Raw genomic sequence first — 17,507 nt, 5'->3', positions numbered from 1 at the left:
GATCGACATCCGACTCCGCCTCCTTCCATTCAGTTCACGGTCCGGTCCGCTCGAAGTTACGTTGCCGCAGGTACATCGGTCAAGCCACCGCGCGGGGACCATTTCGGGCCGTCGGAGCCGGGTACGGGGACGGACTGCGGCACGAGGCCGGATCCGGCGCCCCGGTCACGGGCCGGAACGGACGTCCGAACGGGTCGTAGCGCCGGCTCCGCCCGGACGGGTGCAGCCCGGTGGCGGTGCGGCTGCCCGCCACCGGGCCGTTTCGCTCCCGGCCCCGGCCCCGCCCCGGTTTCGAGGGTGGGGCGGGGTCCGGTCACGGTCGGGGCAGGGGTCAGGGCGTCTGGAGCTTGTCCACGATCCACTCGCCGAGTTCCACGGTGATGACCGTGTGGCCCTGGTTGTCGCTCGCGCACATGAAGTGGTCGAGCTCGCTGCCGGCGGGATCGATCTTGCTGTAGAGCGCGTCGCGGTCGTCGATCTCGCCCGCCGCCACGGCGCTGATGCTCGGCACGAACGTGGTCGCGTTGTACGTGAGCTCCGCCGGCTCACCTTCGAGGAGACCGGCCAGCATGGCGGCGGTTCCGAAGTTCGCGGGCCGGCCCGGCAGGTTCAGGGCCTCGGGGAACAGCCCGCCGGGGGCGCCGTCGACGTCCGGCAGGCCGCTGGTGGTGATCCGGATCTCGGCGGCTCCGGTCTTCTTCAGGATGCCGACGACCTGCTCTCCGGTGTCCTGCGTGTCCAGGCGGGTGCCCGTGAGCTCCGCACCGGTGGTGCGCATCGCCGTCACGCCGGCCGGGATGTTGTTCCCGGCACCGGTGCCCGTGCCGTTGGCCACCCCGAGCCGTCGCACGCCGGGGGGCCAGCTGCCCACCCGCTCCAGCTCCGCGAGGAAGTCGGTCCGTGCCTGGTCCTGGCCGGGCTCGGCGGTGACGGTCTCGATGTGCCAGCGCAGCAGCTGGCGTGCGGCCGGGCTGTTGACCATCCGGGAGAAGCTGCCGAGGAGCTCGCCGAATCCGGGGAGGGTGCCCCAGTTGTCCTTCACGAAGTGCGCGAACGCCTGCACCGGGATGGGCAGCCAGGCTCCGCAGTGCGGGGTGTCGTAGGAGAGGTAGGTCGCGGTCTCGTGCTCGGCACCGTCGTGGTGCATCTTGGCGAGGGCGTAGCGGGTGACCAGCCCTCCCATGCTGAAGCCGCCGACGGTCAGCTTGGCGGACCCTTCCCGGTCGACGATCGCCTTTTCGATGCACTGGATCGCGACGTCGGCGTTGTCGGTGATGGACGCGGACCGCTCGTCGAAGCCCAGGAGCACCAGGTCGAAGCCGGCCTCCCGCAGCTTGGAGATGAAGGGGTACTCGCCGTTCTCCAGGCCGTTCCACAGGGCGTCGGGGTCGCTCTTCCCGGAGGAGAAGCCGTCGGCGAGGATCACCGGCTTCCTGACACGGGTCTGGCCCGGGCTGCTGTAGAACACCCAGGCGGTTCCCCCTGTGAGGGGCCAGACGGTGTCCCACGCGGATGCCCTGGGGTGGTGGGGCTGGGCGCCCGGGATGGTGTTGTCCCAGATGCTCACAACAGGCATGGACATGTAGTCCGGCTCCTCTGTCTCGTGGTGCGGTCGAGCCGCGTCACCGGTGGGGCCTCGCCTGACGGCGTATCCCCGGAACCGGCGGCACGACCCTGCGTCCGGTGTGCGCTACCGCCCGCCCCCGGCACAGGGGCACGGCGGGGCCGCCCGCGCGCGGCGTGACACGGGCGCGAGGGCGGCGTGCAAATGACAAACGCGTTATGCCTCCGTCATGTGCGGAACTGGACCCATGATCCCGAAGCCGATACCCCAAAACCACCGAATCCCGACCATGTCACTCGTACGAGGAACAGGGTTTCCTTGCAGGTCACAGGGGATGAAAGGGAAGAAACGATGATGCAGGTCATGCTGGTCATGCAGGTCCGACACGTCGACGCCGGAGCCCCCCACGTCCGCAGGGGTCGGGGCGCGCGGCCGCAGTGATCGCTGGGGGAGGTCCGTTGCGGCGGTGAGCGGTGAGCTGTGACCGGTGAGCGGTGATCGGGGCGGTCCGTGACCACGGCAGTCGGGGCGGTTCAGCCCCGCACGGGAATGGCTTAAGGGCAGATCAACCGAACCTTAAAGGTGCCTTTTGATCTCTTCGCACCCGGTCGGTCCGGACCGGCCCCACGGGTGCCGTACGCCTGCCGACCTGTAGGGGCCTCGGGGCTGTGACCTGCTCCTTTGGTCGAGAACCCGGGAATTTCGAGGCGTGTGCCGGAACGCTCCCCGGCGCCCCAAACCTCCTCGCGGCCGGATTCGTAAAAAGGCAACAGGACTGAACTCGTCCGGGAAGCCGGCCGTATGCAGGACGTCAAGGGGGCAACGTCCATCGGATCGAGGAGTGTCAGGTGTCCAGGAAACGGACGATTAGTCTCAAGAAGAAGCTCGTGCTCTCCGCCGTCGCGGGAGCCGTGGTGATCGGCGGGGTCGCCGCCACGGTGGCGATCGGCAACGCCGCCGTCCCCGACGTCGTGTGCCAGGGGTCGACGGTGACGTTGTCGGGTGAGGCGGGTGCGCCGGCGGCGTCGAGTGGGACGTTCCCGGTGGGGACGAAGCTGAAGGTGACGAATCTGGACAACGGTCAGTCGACGACGGTGGCGGTGAACGGGCCGTCGGGTAGTTGTGTGCTGTTGAACAATGCGGCGTTCGAGAAGGTGCGGGAGCCGGGGAAGAACCTGATCCGGCGGGCACGCATCGAACGCGTGGGTGGTGGCGGTGACGCGGCGGCGCCAGCGGCTCCGGCGGCTCCGGCGGCGGGTGCGTCTGGTGGGGCGGGTGCGCAGGTGCCGCCGGCGACCGGTGAGGTGGTGTGTCCGGGGTCGACGGTGACGTTGTCGGGCGAGGGGGGTGCGCCGGCGGCGTCGAGTGGGACGTTCCCGGTGGGGACGAAGCTGAAGGTGACGAATCTGGACAACGGTCAGTCGACGACGGTGGCGGTGAACGGGCCGTCGGGCAGCTGTGTGCTGTTGAACAATGCGGCGTTCGAGAAGGTGCGGGAGCCGGGGAAGAACCTGATCCGGCGGGCACGCATCGAACGCGTGGGTGGTGGCGGTGACGCGGCGGCGCCAGCGGCTCCGGCGGCTCCGGCGGCGGGTGCGTCTGGTGGGGCGGGTGCGCAGGTGCCGCCGGCGACCGGTGAGGTGGTGTGTCCGGGGTCGACGGTGACGTTGTCGGGTGAGGCGGGTGCGCCGGCGGCGTCGAGTGGGACGTTCCCGGTGGGGACGAAGCTGAAGGTGACGAATCTGGACAACGGTCAGTCGACGACGGTGGCGGTGAACGGGCCGTCGGGTAGTTGTGTGCTGTTGAACAATGCGGCGTTCGAGAAGGTGCGGGAGCCGGGGAAGAACCTGATCCGGCGGGCACGCATCGAACGCGTGGGCTGAGCGGCCGGAGCCCGTACGGGCCACCGATGCTGCGGCGGGGCACGGCTCGTGCCGTCCCCGCCGTAGCGCCACCGGGCTACTCCACCGAGCCCGCTGCAGCGGCCGGCCGAGGTGGACAGGGGCGGACAGGACTGGACGGTGACCGCCCCCGCCGGGCATGGATAGTGGACACCGCCCGCGTCGAGTCTGTGCGCCATGAACCTTGGACGCACGAAGGGCGGGCCCGACGCCCCACCCCGCCAGGCGGCCGCACTCGCGGCCCTGGCCGCAGCACAGTTCACCGTGCTGCTGGCCACCTCGATCGTGAACGTGGCGCTCCCGCAGATCCGCTCCGGGGTGGGCCTGTCGGACGGCGGCATGACCTGGGTGGTCAACGCCTACGGTCTGGCGTTCGGCGCGCTGCTGCTGGCCGGGGGCCGGGCAGGCGACCTGCTCGGTCGCCGCCGGGTGCTGCTCGCCGGCCTCGCGGTCTTCGCGGGAGCCTCGCTCGCGGCGGGGCTGGCCACCTCTCCGGGCCTGCTGATCGCCGCCCGCGCCGTCCAGGGTGCCGGCGCCGCAGCCGTCGCCCCCGCCGCGCTCGCCCTCGCGTTGAACCTGTTCCCTCCCGGCCCCGGGCGCGGCAGGGCCCTGGGCGTGTGGGGCGCCGTGTCCGGCGCCGGGGGAGCGGGCGGTGTGCTGCTGGGCGGTGTGCTCACCCAGGCCTGGGGCTGGCCCTGGATCTTCCACATCGTCGCGCTCGGGACGATGGCGGTGCTCCTCGCCGTGGTGACGCTCGTGCCCCGGGCCGACGACCGTGGGTCCGGGCGGTTCGGGTCCGGGCGGTTCGATCTGCTGGGCACGGTCACCGTCACCCTGGCCCTTACCTGCCTGGTGTGGGGGCTGACCACCGCCCGCGGTGCCGGCTGGACCGGCGTCCCGGTCCTGGGCTCTCTCGGCGCGGCCGTCGTGCTGCTCGCGGCGTTCTGCGTGATCGAGCGCCGCCGGCCGGACGCCCTGGTCCCGCCGCGGCTGCTGACCGCCGGCCGGGTCGCCGCGGGCAACGTACTGATGGCGCTGCTGGGGTCCGTATGGATCGCCCTGTTCTTCTTCCTGCCCCTCTACCAGCAACAAGTCCTCGGCATGAGCCCGCTGGCCACCGGGGCCGGTCAGCTTCCGCTCGCCGTCGCCAACATGCTGGGCGCGGTCATGGCACCTCGTATCGCGCGCCGTATCGGCGCCACGGCGACCCTCACCGCAGGCCTGCTGACCGAGGCGGCCGGTCTGCTGTGGTTGTCGTGGATGCGGGCGGACGGAAGCTACCTCGTCGACGTCCTCGGACCGAGCATCCTGGTCGGACTGGGCCTGAGCATCGCCTTCGTCCAGCTCACCTCACTCGCCGTGGACGGCGTACCGCGCCAGGACACCGGACTCGCCGGCGGCCTCGTGAACACCACCCGACAGGTCGGCGGCGCCATCGGCCTCGCCGCCCTCGCCACCCTGGCCGGCTCCGTCACCCACCGCACACCCACCGGCACCCCACCCCTGGAAGCCCTCACCGCCGGCTACCAGGCCGCCTTCACCACCTCAGCCGCCCTCCTCGCCACCACCGCCCTCCTCGCACTCCTCCTCACCTGCGCCTCCCGCCGTTCACGCGTTCCGCGGGACACCGCCCCGGCCGGGCCGGGCGGCCCACCGCACGGCCGTCCCCTGCCCCGGAACCCGACGGCCCGGTCCGTACCGGGAAACGGTGAGAACCGATGAGTACGCCCCCGTACGCGTAGCCGTCCACGCGTGGCCGTCCCCGCCGATGCGCCCCGGAGCGGTGCCGTGGAGCGGCGCGGTACCGGCCGCCGCCGACATCCGCCAGGTCGTCTCTTCCGGGCCCCGCCGGGCCGACAACGCCCGGCACCGCTCCAGGCCGCGTGGCCGGGGCCGGCCGTGTACGTCCAGTACACGGGTACACGGGCGCGCTTCGCATCGCAGGCCCCGGCACCGGACGCCCCTGACCCGGCCGGCCCGAGCCGAACGAGGCGGCCCAGCCGACCGCGGCAGCGCCGGACCAGGGGCCCGCCACCGGTCCGCCACCGGTCCGCACACCCACTTGTCAGCCCCACCACCTCTCCGCTCCGCCAGCCGTCCACTCGCCCGCGCCGTCCCAGATGGAGGTCTCCACCTTGTCCAGCCCCGCAACCGTCTCGCCGCCCGTCGCCCGTGCCCATCCCCCCGGTCACCCGCGCGAGGTCGACAACCGCGCCGCCTATCTCAGCTTCGGACTGGCCTACGTACTCGGCCACGGTGCCGCAGCGGCCTCCCAGGGCGACGCCACCCTCCTCGACCTCCCCGGCTGGCTGCCCATGACGCTGCTCGGAGCCGGGCTCGTGGTCGGCATCGTGCTGTCCACCGCCGCCGCCCTGCGGGCGCAGCGAGGCGGCACCCCGGCGGAGATCCTTTCCGGCAAGCTGCTGGGCGCCGCGTGGATCGTCGCCTTCACCGCCCTGTTCCTCGGAATCACCGGCCTCACAGCCGCGCTCGACCAGCCGGCACTCCAGTCCGTCCTCTGGCCCGCCGGTTCCGGTCTGATCGTCGGCCTGCTCTACCTCGCCGAGGGCGCCGTACGCCGCAACCTCCTGCACTACGGCCTCGGCGTCTGGCTAGCCCTGACCTCCACCGCGGCCCTCTCGCTGACCGCCCCAGGCCTCTACGGGGTCCTCGCCGTCGCGGGCGGCGGGGCCTACACCCTCGCCGCCGCCCTCGAACACCGCCGCCTCCGGTCCCTCACGGGACACCGCAGCGACTGACGGCCGCCCCACCGCCGCGTCAGGGCCGCAGCCCGGCCCGCCTGAGTGAGATCTCGGAGAGGTCGGCGATGACCTGCTGGTCCCCGCGCCGCCACGCGTCAGCGAGACCGCCCGGAGGCGCGGGGACCGCCGCGAGGTCGCCCAGCCGGCCGGTGAGGGCACGCAGGGCGAGCAGGTCGGCACCTCCGGGTGCGTCGAAGAGGCGCCGCATGATCATGCTGCGCCGGATCCAGCGCAGGCGTGCGGGGAGCCACAGCAGCAGCACGACGGCCACGGGGACGGCGATCAGAGCCACTGTCGTCAGGGTGGCCACCTGGCTGACGGCGTCCTGCAGGGACTGTCCGGCGTCGGCGATCCCGGTACTGGCATCGGCGGCGGACTGGAGCGGCTTCTTCAGGAGGTCGCCGACGAACGGCACGTTCGAGGCCGCGTCCCCGGCGTTGCCGAGCTCGGTGGCGAGGCTGTCGCCCGAGCTCTCGACCCTCCGCCCGGGTTCGGCCAGCAGCATGATGGCGTCGTGCACGGTCAGGGCGAACCACACGGTGGCGGCCACCAGGGCCACGGCGATCAGGTCCGCGAGGATCTGGCGGTTCCGACGTGCTGGAGTCTGTGCGTAGAGGCGCATCGGCGGGCTCCCGTTCGGGTCGGACGTCGAGGAGGGCCGGCCCCCGGGCGAAGCTCGGCCGGTCGGTCGACCGTACGCCGGACTCGGCCGTCGCACCGGTCTCTGCGGACGAACGTCCGCCACGCGACGCCTGGTCGGCGCACCCCGTCCGGGTTGGCCTACGGGGACATGCCGGCCGTGTTGGCGGTGGAGAGCCCTCCCGTCACCCGGCGCCCGCGCAGCCCGGGTACCCGGCGCGGGGCGATCTGACCCCGTGGCCGGGTGAGGGCTCCGGGGAGGGTGATGCCCCGGAGGTTGCCCACGACGTGCCGGGTCCGGTGCGTCGAGGCAGGGGAGGAGCTCGCCGGCCGCAGCCGGATGCCGCAGCAGGGGCAGTGCGGACAGCCGATGCTTTCGAGGCGGGAGCCGCAGTCGACGCCTTCGACGCTGTCGTGCCACCGCGCGGCCAGACCGCGGCGGGCGTCGTCGTCGGGAAGCATCCCGGCCGGCACGGCCGCAGCACGATCCGCCGCATCCTTGACCGGGCTGCCGGTACGGGTCGTCGGAATCACCGTCAGGTAGTCGTCACCCATCGCGGTCCGCCCCCGGCCGCCCGGCCTGTTCATCCGATGTCCGGTCACGGCACCACGGCTGGTCGGCAGTTGCTGGGAGCGGTCGACCGCGGGGGCACCGGCAGGGCAGACTCTGAGGAGACGGAAAGGGGCGGGCGATGACCGCACTGCCGATTCACCGGCACGAGCCGGAGCGGGTTCCGCGCAATGCGAGGGGCATCGCCGACGCGCTGACGCCGGAGGCCGGGAAGGAGTTCTACGCCGAACTCCTGGCCGCCCAGCCGGATGAGGCAAAGGGCGTACTGCTGCGCTGGTGGGGGCGCGCGATGCTGGAAACCGATCCGGGCCGGCAGCGCCGGGTCGAGGCCGCACTCGGGGGAACGCTGGCGACGGTCGCCGTGCAGGACATGCTCGACCGGCGACGGGCAGCGGGACTGCCCGTTGAGTGAGACCTTCGACGACGGCTCCGAGGGCCTGCCGTGCGTGCTGTCCGAGGACGTCACGGCCTTCATGATCGACCCGACGCTTCCGCCCTGGTCGATGGGTCCCGTCGTCGCCGCGATGGTGGAGATCGGCGAGACGCGGGGACTGGCCGCGGGAAGCACGGCGGCGGAGGGCTGGCCGGAGTGCCGGCTCCTGCCGCTCGGTGAAGACGGGGCGCTGGGCATCATCGAGTATGTGATCGCCAAGGAAGCGGTCCCACCCCAGGTGATCGTGACCCGCATCCTGCTGTACTGAACCGCTCGGCGTGACCACGCTCGCCGCTGGGTCGGTACGTCAGTACGCAGGTACTGCGTGAAGCGCGGTGACGATGCGGACCGACAGGCGGCCGCCCCGCACTTCCGAGCCCCGGCACAGGCGATCGGCCGCTGGGGCGACCGGTTCAACCAGGAACTCCACGGCCGCCACCTTTTCGAGCGGGACGGCGAGCGCAACGGACGCCGCTGAGGCTGCGCCGTCCGGATGGACTCGGGCCGGTCGGCGGCCGGTACGGGGCCCTGCCCTGCGGAGCGGCCTACCTTCGCACTGCTCGACCACCCTCCACGAAAGGCAGTACTCGTGCGATCGATCCGTTGTGCCCTGACCGCTCTCGCCGCCGGCGGCGTCATCCTGGCGGGCGCGTCCGCCGCCGCGGCCGACGACTTCACCGTCTACGCACCGGTCAGCAACACGTACTCGATCGTCTTCGGTGACCTGAGCCAGGTGGCCGGCGACGACGTCTTCAACGCGGGCCACGACAACACGGTCGGCTCCCACAACGGCACGGCTCCGGCCGGTGACGTCGGCATGATGTCCGTACCCGGGACCCAGATCCTCAGCAACGAGGCGCTGATGCAGCGTGCCGCCGGTCAGTGGACCGGCAACATCATCCGCAAGTAGCGCCCCGCGGTCCCCGCGGACCACGCAGAAGCCGGGCCGCCGCCTCCCGTGCGGGGTGGCGGCCCCTTCTCGTCCGCCGGGGTGTTCGTGACCGAGGCCGACCAACCAGCCGCTTCCCCAAAGAAGTTCTGCAAAAATACTTTTGGAAAGTCTGCCGAGGCCTTTAACCTCCCTGCATGGTCAGCGAAGAACAGAGACGCGTCCTCGATCCCGAGCGGGACGCCGCAGCCCTCAAGGCCCTCACGCACCCTTTGCGCATCCGGCTGCTCGGGCTGCTGCGGCAGGACGGCCCGTCCACCGCGAGCGAACTCGGGGTCAGGACCGGTGAGTCGTCCGCTTCCACCAGCTATCACCTGCGCGTCCTGGCCAAGTACGCGTTCGTCACCGAGGCCGAGCACCGGGACGGGCGGGAGCGGCGCTGGCGGGCGGTCCACTCCGCGACCGCCTGGAGCAACAAGTCCATGGAATCCTCAGCGGGCAGCCGCGCCCTGCTCAGCCTGTCTCGCCGGGCGCAGATCGAGCACCTGGAGGCTTCGCTCGTGCGGCACGAGGCCGACCTCGCCGACGGACGGCTGCCGCAGGAGTGGGTGGAGCCCTCCGGGATCAGCGACCTGCTACCCCGTCTGACGCCCGAATCGCTCACCGAGCTCTGGGAGGCGTTCGCCGGGAAGCTGGAGGAACTCACCGCCCGCGATGCGGCGGATCCTCGCGCGGCACAGGTCGTACTCCTCACGGCAGGGCTGGCCCTCGCGTCACGCGACCCCTCCACGGCGACGGCAACGGCAACGGCTAGCGCAACCGATGCGGAGGACGGGGACGCGGACCAGAACGAAAGCGACAGCGACAGCGAGTGCGCGTCGTGACCGGGTCGCTGGACCTCCCCGCCGCACGCCGCCGCTACGTCACGCTCTGCGCGCTCTTCTGGCTTGCGCCGGGTCTGAGCCTCGCCCCCCTGATCCTGCTGCTCACCGAGCGAGGCATGGCCATGGCGACGATCGCCGGCCTGTTCGCAGCGCACTCGCTGACGGCCGCCGCACTGGAACTGCCCACCGGAGGACTGGCCGACGTCCTCGGACGCCGTGCCGTCCTCGTGGCCGCGGGCCTGCTGAACCTGACCGCCCTGGCCCTCGTGGGGCTGGGCTCCGATCCCTGGTTGCTCGGCGTGGGCATGGTGCTGATGGGCGCGGGCCGGGCCCTGGCCAGCGGGCCGGCCGAAGCCTGGTACGTCGACACCGTCCACGCCCACTCCGGGCCCGACGCCGATCTGCGCCCCGGCCTGGCCGGCGGCGCGTCCGCGAGCTCCGCCGCGCTGGCCGCGGGAACCCTGCTCGGCGGCGTCCTTCCCTGGCTGCTCGGGGCCGGCCCGGACCTCGGTGCGCGGCTGCGCGAGGCCTCGTCCGGGCTGGTACTGCCCCTTTCCGTCCCGCTGTTGCTGGGTGCGGTGGTCGAGATCGGCTTCGTACTGTACGTCTGGACCGCCCTGCCCGAGCCGCCCCGGCCGCCGGCCACCCTCCCTGACGTACTCCGAGGCATTCCGTCCACCGTGGTGGGCGGACTGCGACTGGCCGGCCGGGACACGCTGGTTCGACGGGTGTTCCTCGGCGCGGGTGCGGCCGGCAGTGCGCTCGTCACGATCGAACTGCTCGTGCCGGGACGTGCCGCGGCCGTGACCGGTGCGTCCGAATCGGGGGCCGTGCTCTTCTCCGTGCTCGCCTGCTGCGGATTCATCTGCTCCGGTCTCGGCAGCCAGCTCGCGCCCCTGACCGCCCGACTGGCGGGCAGCGGCGAACGCGCGGTCATGGTGAGCCTCGGCGCCGGCGCGAGCGGGCTGCTTCTGCTCGGCGCCACCGCGGCCTTCACCGGAGCGGGCGCCCTGGTGCTCTCGGCCACCGGGTACGGCCTGCTCTACCTCGGGCTCGGTGCAGCGGGACCGAACCAGAACGACATCCTGCACCGCCGTGTCACCAGCGCGGGCCGGGCCACCGCGCTGTCCGTCCAGTCCCTCGCCCCACAGCTGCTGGGAGCACTGACGGGCCTGGTCGTCGGGGTCCTCCGGCCAGGCCCGGTGCCCTGGCTGCTGGGCGGCATCGCACTGCTGGCGGGCTCCCTCCTGTGGGCTCGCCGCAGCAGCCCCACGCCGCCGGCTCGGCAGGCGACGCCGAGGCCACCCGCGGCTTCCTCCTCCCGGCCCGGAAGAACCGCCCCGAGCGAGATCTGACCACCTCACGGCGAGCCGGGTCCCGCCGCTGCCGCCGCTGCCGCCGCTGCCGCCGAGGGCGGCGCGGGCGGCGCGGGCGGCGAGCACGCGCGCGGAACGGAACCCGCGAGGGCCCGGGCGAGGCGGTGTGGTCAGGGGGTCGCCCGGGCGGCACACTGGAGCTCCACGCCCCGCCTCAGCGCCAGGAGTGACGTGCCCGTCCCGATCATCATCGACTGCGACCCCGGACACGACGACGCACTCGCGATCATGCTGGCCGCCGGGGACCCGGCGGTGGACCTGCTGGCCATCACCACGGTCGCGGGCAACCAGACGCTCGACAAGACCACCCTCAACGCCCGCCGGGTCTGCACGGTCGCCGGGATCACGTCCGTCCCCATCGCGGCCGGCTGCGACCGGCCGCTCGTCCAGCCGCTCGGCGTGGCCGCCGACGTGCACGGGGTCAGCGGACTGGACGGGCCGCTGTTCCCGGACCCCACGGTGGACGTGGTACCGGAGCACGCCGTGGACCTCGTCCACCGGCTGCTCACCGAGCATCCCGAGCCCGTCACCCTGGTCCCGACCGCCCCGTTGACCAACATCGCCCTGCTGCTCATCCGTTACCCCGAGGACGCCTCCCGGATCCGGGAGATCGTCCTGATGGGCGGTTCGACGGAGCGGGGCAACCGTACGCCGGCTGCCGAGTTCAACGTCCTCACCGACCCGGAGGCCGCCGACATCGTCTTCCGCTCGGGTGTGCCGGTCACCATGTGCGGGCTCAACGTCACGCACCAGGCACTGGCCACGCCCGAAGTGGTGGACCGCTTCGTGGCCCTGGGCACGCCCCTCGGGCGGACCTGCGCGGACCTCCTGACCTTCTTCGGGTCCACGTACCGCGAGCTCTGGGGGTTCCCCAGCCCGCCACTGCACGACCCCGTGGCGGTGGCCCGGGTCATCGATCCCGGTCTGGTGCACTGCGTGGACGCCCAGGTGGCCGTGGAACTGCACGGCAGGTACACACGCGGAGCCACCGTGGTGGACCTGCACCACTCCACGGGCCGCCCGGACAACGCGCGCGTGGCGGTGACCCTGCGGACCGGCCCGTTCTGGGACCGCATGGTCGCCGCCGTCGCGGCTCTCGGCGCGCGGGTCAACGGGCCGGCGCCCTCCTGACGGCCGGGGCGACCTCACCGCCGGCGCGGGCTGCTCCGACCAGGCCCGAACACCCCGGCCGCGCGCCGGACAGCCGCCAGTTGACTTCCTGCCGGAGGGGACGGCTCACGACACGCTGGTCCAGATCGGGGAGACCGTCGTCGGCCGCCACGTCTTCGACCTGACGGACGGCTGGGACGGGAAGCCTCCGGGCGGGTTCGACCACGTGGTCGTCGTGACGCACCGGCCGCAGCCCGAGGGCCGGGACACCGGGGCCCGTTCCACCTCGCCGACGGCGTCGAGGCGGCCCTGGACGTCGTACCCGGGGTGATCGGGTCCGGCAAGCGCTACGTCGGGTCGGTCGAGGCACAGCACCTGGTGGAGGATCCCGACGTGGTGGTTCAGGGCGACCGGGTGCTTCACCGGCGCTACCGGGTGCGCCGTCGACCGACGTCGCGCCGGTCACCCTCGATCACGACGCGACCGGACGGCGCGGCACGCGGGCGGAGTCCAGCAAGGCGTGCAGCCGTTCGGCCGACAGCCCCGGGTTGGCCGCCGCGCCTTCGGCCGTCGCCGGATCCTGGAGCAGCCTCTCCAGGGTGTCCCCCGAGAAGAGCGGGTGGGATGCGGCCGCCCGGCGGACCTGCTCGTCCCCATCCGACAGCAGCTCCACGGGGGCCCGCCCGGTCGGATCGGCGGCCGCCAGCGCCCGTACCTCAGGGTCCTCGTGCCCGAGCAGGTGGGCGAGGCCGGTCCGCGGCAACCGGGACTGCGTGAGCAGGTGGGAGCGTTGGGAGGGGCGGGCGACGAAGGCAGCGAGGACGATCTCGGCCGGTGCCAGGGGATGCCACGAGGCCAACCGGTGACGCACTTCCTCCTCCGGGTCCTCCGCCAGTCGTGCGACCAGGTCGGCGGGCAGCGTGGAGCACCTGGCCGCCACCAGGCGCAGCTTCACCTCCTCGGACACCGCACACGCCCGGTACCAGTCCATGTCCAGGTCCGGAGCCGGCTCCGGGATCATGCAGGTGCAGTCGTGCCCGTCGCCCATCTCGTGGTCGACGGCCTCGCACTGTTCCGGGGTACGGGGGAGCGGCTGCACCCGGGCACGGGTGCGTACCTGGGCATCGGGATCCTCGGCGAGTTCCGCCCACAGCGCCGGATCGAGGTCGGCCCGGGCGGCTACGCGTACACGGACCCGCGGGTCGGCGTCACGGGCGAGCCGGACCAAGGCATGACGGGGCGTGTACCGGTTGCCGGCGAGGCACCACCGGGACTCCGGATCGGCCAGGGCCGCCTCGACGACGGCATCCGACAGCGCGTGGTGGAGGAGGATCGCCCACCGGTGGTGGCAGCTGTGTTCCGGGAGTTCCGCCTCCATGGCCGCGGGATCCTCCCACCGCAGGCTGCTCTCGACACACGCCCGGACGTCCGGGTGGGGGTCGGCCCGCAGGGCCTTCTGCTCCTCGGGGGTCAGCCAGGACCACGACTGCGCCGCGAAGGCCCGCAGTGCGGGCAGTTCGTGCCGGAGCATCCTGCGCCGGAAGGAATTGGGTATCTGGGGAGAGCCCACCAGCTCCTGCATGATCTCGTTGGCCGTGAGCAGCCCCGCCGTGCCGGCGGCCTCGGCCGTCAGCAGGAAGACGAGGGCGTCGTCGGGCAGCGGGCTGGGCTGGCGCGGGAGCGGGCGGGGCCCCGAGGCGACCTGCGCGCGGACCAGGTCATGGGGGTCCGCGACCAGACGTGCGCGCTGGGCCGGCGGGACGTGGGGGTTGCGGGCGAAGGACCTGCGTACCTTGGCATCCGGGTGCGCGACCACCGCGTCCACGACCTCCGGCGGAACGCAGCGCTTCTCGCACAGGATCCGCCAGGCCTCCCCGGTGGTGTCCGGGTCCAGCAGGCGCAGCAGGACGTCGGCAGGGGCTCCGGTGTTGGCGGCGACCCCGCGCAACCACAGATCTGTCACGGCAGAGGGCGAGTTGGGCATTCGGCCATCATGTCAGCCGCCGTGTGACGTGGGCCGGACGGAGGTCACCGCCCCGGCGGCACCGACGGGCGACGGCGCCCACTGCGCGGCGGCAGCAGCGCGGGACCCGCTGCGCGGCAGCACCCGAGGCGCGGTGCCTGCCGCGCGGTGCCCGGCGCTGGGCAGCGCGTCGCCCAGGGCTTCGTAGACGGAGTGCCCGGACTTCGCTCGACGGCGGGAGTGCCGCCAAGTGCCGCAGGGATCCGGGCCCTTCACGCCGCGGCCGGCCGCCGTCGTTCCCGGACCGCCCGTTCAGCCGAGATTGATGGTGCGGGCCACGAACGCCGGCGACAGCCGGGTCGGGCCCGGCTCTCCGGCGGTCGACGGCTCAGGAGCGGGGCAGCGGCCCTCGGCGGCGGGTTCGCCGACCGCGAAGAGGGGATCGGCTCCGGCCGGTTCGCAGAGCTTGACGAGGTTCATGGCTGCCTCGACGGACGCCTGTTGCTGCCCCTCGTGCCGCTCGCACGGGCCACCGCCCGTCGCGATCACGCAGGGCTTGCCCCTGGTGTTCGGCACTCGGCATCGCACCACCGGATCATGTACGTGGCACAAGCCCGACGGTCGCGCGTCGACCTGGCACCGTTCACCCTTCTTCGTCGCGGCACGGCACTGGTTCGTGATCATGGCCCCCAAGGCTACTCGGCCCGCACCGGCCCCCCGGTCCCGGGGATCGCGCCCGCACCCGGAGGTGATCGGGACCTCGGAGGCCGGGACGTCACGCGCCTGGGCCGGTGAGGTGAACCTGTACGTCGGATGGCGGCGGTGCCGGTGGCAGCAGTGGCAGTCCGCTCCCGCGGACTGGAGGCTCGTTCTCCCGGACGAGCACACAAGGAAAGGCCGGCAGCCCATGCAGCATGCCGAAGAGGAGGGCGTCGCCACGCGCGCGATCGCCACGGACGACCGGCATCGGAGTCGAGCGGGTCACCTGCGGACCGCGATCAGGCGGACCCATCTGATCCCGGCCTTCTTGGTGCTCACGGTCATGATGGTGGCCCTGTGGCTGATGGGTATGCCCTTCCTCCAAGCTCTGACCATCTCCACCGCAGTGAAGATCTCGGTGGCTCTGCTCGAACTCAGGCGGCTGCCCGACCCGGTCGACGACTGACACGGGCCCTGCCGCAGCCGCGCCGCAGTCGCCCGGGAAATTGCCGCGCAGTGCCCGTTCCCGCACTGGCAGGATGCCCGGGCGGGGGAACGGACGCTCGGCGGTGAGGCGGGGGACATGCGGGACGCGCTGGACGCGGTGGACTGGCGGGCCTTGGACGCGGTGGACTGGCGGGCCTTGGGCGCGGTAGGGCCGGACGGCCATCCGGCCACCGACGTGCCGAAGCTGCTGCGCCGGATCGCCCGGGCGAACCCCACCACCCGCCCGGAGGCCCTGGAGCGGGCGTACTGCGACCTGCAGAACCTCCTCCTGGGGAGCACGGAGGTGGGGACGGCCGCGCTGCCGTTCGTGGTCGATCTGGCACTCGACCCGAAAACGGTCCTCCGGCCGGACCTCGTCGATCTGCTCGCGTCCCTGGCCGCAGAGGGCGAGCCCGCAGACGGCGAGGCCGGTGAGGCCGGCTCCGGACGGGCCGCGGTGTGGTGGCAGCAGTGGCCCCGCGTCCGGAGGCTGCTCGACGACGGCGACCCCGTGACACGGCGGGCCGCGCTAGGGCTGATCAGCGACCGGACCGCGCCCCTGCTCGAACGGTGGACCGCGGAGACCGACCCCTCGGTCCAGGTGGCCCTGCTGCTGGCGCTGGGCCGGATCGCGGCCGAAGAGGACCTCACGGAGAGGACGGCCGCGGAGGTACGCGCCGTGCTGGACGGGCTCCTCCACGACGAGAACCCGGTGCTCCGAGTAGCGGCCGTGATCGCCTCGGCACCCCTTGACCCGCGGGCGGTACCGCGCGCCCACCCCATGCTGCTGGAGATCCTCACCGACCCCGTGCTCGCCCCGGAGTTCGGCACGGTCTGGTACACCCTGGACTGCGAACTCCCCTACGAGCGCAACGACGTCGCCTCCTGGGTCGTGGAACTGCTGGCGCCCGACACGACGGAGGCGGCCTCGTTCGTGACCGCGCTGGCCGACACCGGCAGCCGGATCGGCGATGCGGAGCTGCGCCGGTGCGCGCTGGACGAGGCGTGGCGACTGCTGGTGCGCAGGCCCTCCGTGGCAGCGGCCGTGTTGCCGCTCGCGGCCGGGCTGCTGGCCGACCCGGACGACGACGTGCGCTACAAGGCCGCGCATCTGCTGGCGGTGCTCGGCCACGAGGCCGCGCCGTACGCCGACCGGCTCGCCGCCCTCCTCGACGACCCCGGGGAATCACGGTTCTTCGACGGCACCGTCGGTGACCACGCGCGGTGGGCCCTGACGCGGATCGGGGACCCTCGCGTCCTGCCCGATCTGGTCGAGCGGCTGGTGGCACCCTACCGGGACATGCAGGGGCGGGGTTACGCCCTGAGCGACCCGCGGCAGCCGGACGTCGCCGATGTCCTGCGGCCGCTGCGCGCACACGCCGGAGCCCTGCTGCCCGCGGTACGAGAGGCGCTACGGGACGAGGTCTCCCGCGCGGGATGGCTGGTCCGGGACCTTCGGGACGTGCTTCACGCATGGGGGGAGAACCCGCTGCTGCCCGGCGAGGTCACGCCGTACCGTCAGCCGGGGGAACCGCCGCTGCCCGAACCGGCGCAGGCAGCGGCGGCGGTGCTGGCCCATGCCGCCGAGGGGGAGTGGCACGGGACGCTCTCCACGGCCCTCGACGCGCTCACCCAGCACGGACACCTCACCCCGCCGGTCCGGGACGCCCTCACGGCACTGCGCGCCGCGGACCGCCGGTTCTCCGAGTACGGCGATTACCGGGCGGTCCTCCAGGACGAGGAGATCCGCGCCCGGATCGACCGGGCGCTCGCGCTCCCTCAGCGCTGCCCACCCGCTGGGCACGCGCTGCCCACGTCGCCCACGACGGTTTAGGCGGACCTGCGGCGCAGAGAGCGGCGGACCAGGTACAGGGCGACGACCAGCACCACGACGACGAGCAGGACGATCAAGAGCGTCTTGAACAGCCCGCCCTTCTTCTTCTTGCTCTTCTTGCCCTTCTTGGTCCCGGTGGTGGCCCGGACCTGGGAGGACATCGGCACCTGGAGACCGGTCGCCACGCCGGCACCGGCGAGGACACCGTTCTGCGCGAGCGCCGCGGCGGCGGGTGCCTGCCGGGCGGCCGGAGCGGCCACCGAGGCGGTGGCCGCGGGCCCCAGGAGCAGCCCGGCGACCACGAGGAGCGGGACGAATACCGTCGCGACCGTCGAGCGCTTCTTCTGATCTCTGTTCGTTGTCACTGTTTCCCCTGTTCTCCCCTGCCCCGGCCGG

General features: G+C 72.8%; 17 protein-coding genes and 3 pseudogenes. 14 read left to right on the top strand and 6 right to left on the bottom strand.

Annotation, left to right across the window (positions count from 1 at the left end; genetic code table 11):
* Positions 1 to 331: 331 nt before the first annotated feature.
* Positions 332 to 1,582 carry an esterase/lipase family protein gene (locus DEJ51_RS00870; protein WP_150255384.1) on the bottom strand — a complete coding sequence of 417 codons (1,251 nt, stop codon included), beginning with the start codon at positions 1,580 to 1,582 and terminating at the stop codon, positions 332 to 334.
* Positions 1,583 to 2,412: 830 nt separating this feature from the next.
* Between DEJ51_RS00870 and DEJ51_RS35780 the strand changes: the two are divergent.
* From DEJ51_RS35780 to DEJ51_RS00855, 4 genes and pseudogenes are all read left to right on the top strand, one after another.
* Positions 2,413 to 3,108, top strand: a pseudogene (locus DEJ51_RS35780) (hypothetical protein); the annotation flags it as partial.
* 3 nt (positions 3,109 to 3,111) lie between these two features.
* Positions 3,112 to 3,447: pseudogene (locus DEJ51_RS34820) on the top strand (hypothetical protein); the annotation flags it as partial.
* A 195-nt stretch (positions 3,448 to 3,642) separates the two neighbouring features.
* On the top strand, positions 3,643 to 5,187 hold the full coding sequence (locus DEJ51_RS00860) for an MFS transporter (RefSeq protein ID WP_150255380.1): 1,545 nt from the start codon (positions 3,643 to 3,645) through the stop codon (positions 5,185 to 5,187).
* Between the two features lie 413 nt (positions 5,188 to 5,600).
* Positions 5,601 to 6,224, top strand: a complete 624-nt coding sequence (locus tag DEJ51_RS00855; protein WP_223835602.1) for an ABC transporter permease — start codon at positions 5,601 to 5,603, stop codon at positions 6,222 to 6,224.
* A gap of 19 nt (positions 6,225 to 6,243) precedes the next feature.
* Here DEJ51_RS00855 and DEJ51_RS00850 read toward each other — a convergent pair whose 3' ends face one another.
* Both DEJ51_RS00850 and DEJ51_RS00845 read right to left on the bottom strand, forming a co-directional pair.
* On the bottom strand, positions 6,244 to 6,849 hold the full coding sequence (locus tag DEJ51_RS00850) for a hypothetical protein (RefSeq protein WP_150255377.1): 606 nt from the start codon (positions 6,847 to 6,849) through the stop codon (positions 6,244 to 6,246).
* A 158-nt stretch (positions 6,850 to 7,007) separates the two neighbouring features.
* A complete protein-coding gene (locus DEJ51_RS00845) occupies positions 7,008 to 7,421 on the bottom strand; it encodes a hypothetical protein (RefSeq protein WP_150255375.1) in 414 nt (137 codons plus the stop codon).
* Between the two features lie 137 nt (positions 7,422 to 7,558).
* Here DEJ51_RS00845 and DEJ51_RS00840 point away from each other — a divergent pair, with 137 nt between their 5' ends.
* The 8 genes and pseudogenes from DEJ51_RS00840 to DEJ51_RS00810 all read left to right on the top strand — a co-directional run.
* A complete protein-coding gene (locus tag DEJ51_RS00840; RefSeq protein ID WP_150255373.1) occupies positions 7,559 to 7,849 on the top strand; it encodes a hypothetical protein in 291 nt (96 codons plus the stop codon).
* Positions 7,842 to 8,138 carry a hypothetical protein gene (locus DEJ51_RS00835; RefSeq protein WP_150255371.1) on the top strand — a complete coding sequence of 99 codons (297 nt, stop codon included), beginning with the start codon at positions 7,842 to 7,844 and terminating at the stop codon, positions 8,136 to 8,138. The genes DEJ51_RS00840 and DEJ51_RS00835 overlap by 8 nt, the downstream gene beginning before the upstream one ends.
* A 57-nt stretch (positions 8,139 to 8,195) precedes the next feature.
* Complete coding sequence (locus DEJ51_RS34340) at positions 8,196 to 8,348, top strand: hypothetical protein (protein WP_190620109.1); 153 nt, start codon at positions 8,196 to 8,198, stop codon at positions 8,346 to 8,348.
* Positions 8,349 to 8,459: 111 nt separating this feature from the next.
* Entirely contained in the window at positions 8,460 to 8,780 is a 321-nt protein-coding gene (locus DEJ51_RS00830) for a hypothetical protein (RefSeq protein WP_150255369.1), read from the top strand.
* 176 nt (positions 8,781 to 8,956) lie between these two features.
* Positions 8,957 to 9,643 (top strand): helix-turn-helix domain-containing protein, encoded by a 687-nt coding sequence (locus tag DEJ51_RS00825; protein ID WP_150255367.1) that lies wholly within the window; start codon positions 8,957 to 8,959, stop codon positions 9,641 to 9,643.
* Entirely contained in the window at positions 9,640 to 10,998 is a 1,359-nt protein-coding gene (locus tag DEJ51_RS00820; protein ID WP_223835601.1) for an MFS transporter, read from the top strand. Before DEJ51_RS00825 ends, DEJ51_RS00820 begins: the two co-directional genes overlap by 4 nt.
* Before the next feature lie 192 nt (positions 10,999 to 11,190).
* A complete protein-coding gene (locus DEJ51_RS00815) occupies positions 11,191 to 12,150 on the top strand; it encodes a nucleoside hydrolase (RefSeq protein ID WP_150255365.1) in 960 nt (319 codons plus the stop codon).
* Between the two features lie 121 nt (positions 12,151 to 12,271).
* Positions 12,272 to 12,573 (top strand): annotated as a pseudogene (locus DEJ51_RS00810) (dihydrofolate reductase); the annotation flags it as partial.
* A gap of 28 nt (positions 12,574 to 12,601) precedes the next feature.
* Here DEJ51_RS00810 and DEJ51_RS00805 read toward each other — a convergent pair.
* Positions 12,602 to 14,113 (bottom strand): hypothetical protein, encoded by a 1,512-nt coding sequence (locus DEJ51_RS00805; RefSeq protein ID WP_150255363.1) that lies wholly within the window; start codon positions 14,111 to 14,113, stop codon positions 12,602 to 12,604.
* 291 nt (positions 14,114 to 14,404) lie between these two features.
* Positions 14,405 to 14,668 (bottom strand): hypothetical protein, encoded by a 264-nt coding sequence (locus DEJ51_RS00800; RefSeq protein WP_150255361.1) that lies wholly within the window; start codon positions 14,666 to 14,668, stop codon positions 14,405 to 14,407.
* 331 nt (positions 14,669 to 14,999) lie between these two features.
* Between DEJ51_RS00800 and DEJ51_RS00795 the strand changes: the two genes are divergently transcribed.
* Positions 15,000 to 15,257 (top strand): hypothetical protein, encoded by a 258-nt coding sequence (locus DEJ51_RS00795; protein WP_150255359.1) that lies wholly within the window; start codon positions 15,000 to 15,002, stop codon positions 15,255 to 15,257.
* Positions 15,258 to 15,374: 117 nt separating this feature from the next.
* A complete protein-coding gene (locus tag DEJ51_RS00790; protein WP_150255358.1) occupies positions 15,375 to 17,111 on the top strand; it encodes a HEAT repeat domain-containing protein in 1,737 nt (578 codons plus the stop codon).
* Here the strand turns inward: DEJ51_RS00790 and DEJ51_RS00785 are convergent.
* Complete coding sequence (locus DEJ51_RS00785) at positions 17,108 to 17,476, bottom strand: hypothetical protein (RefSeq protein ID WP_150255356.1); 369 nt, start codon at positions 17,474 to 17,476, stop codon at positions 17,108 to 17,110. The two genes, DEJ51_RS00790 and DEJ51_RS00785, sit on opposite strands and share 4 nt — an antisense overlap.
* Positions 17,477 to 17,507 lie beyond the last annotated feature (31 nt).

Source organism: Streptomyces venezuelae, from assembly GCF_008642275.1.
Taxonomy (GTDB): Bacteria; Actinomycetota; Actinomycetes; order Streptomycetales; family Streptomycetaceae; genus Streptomyces; species Streptomyces venezuelae_E.
Note: the sequence above shows the minus strand (reverse complement) of the source record. Positions and strands in the feature narration are given on the sequence as shown.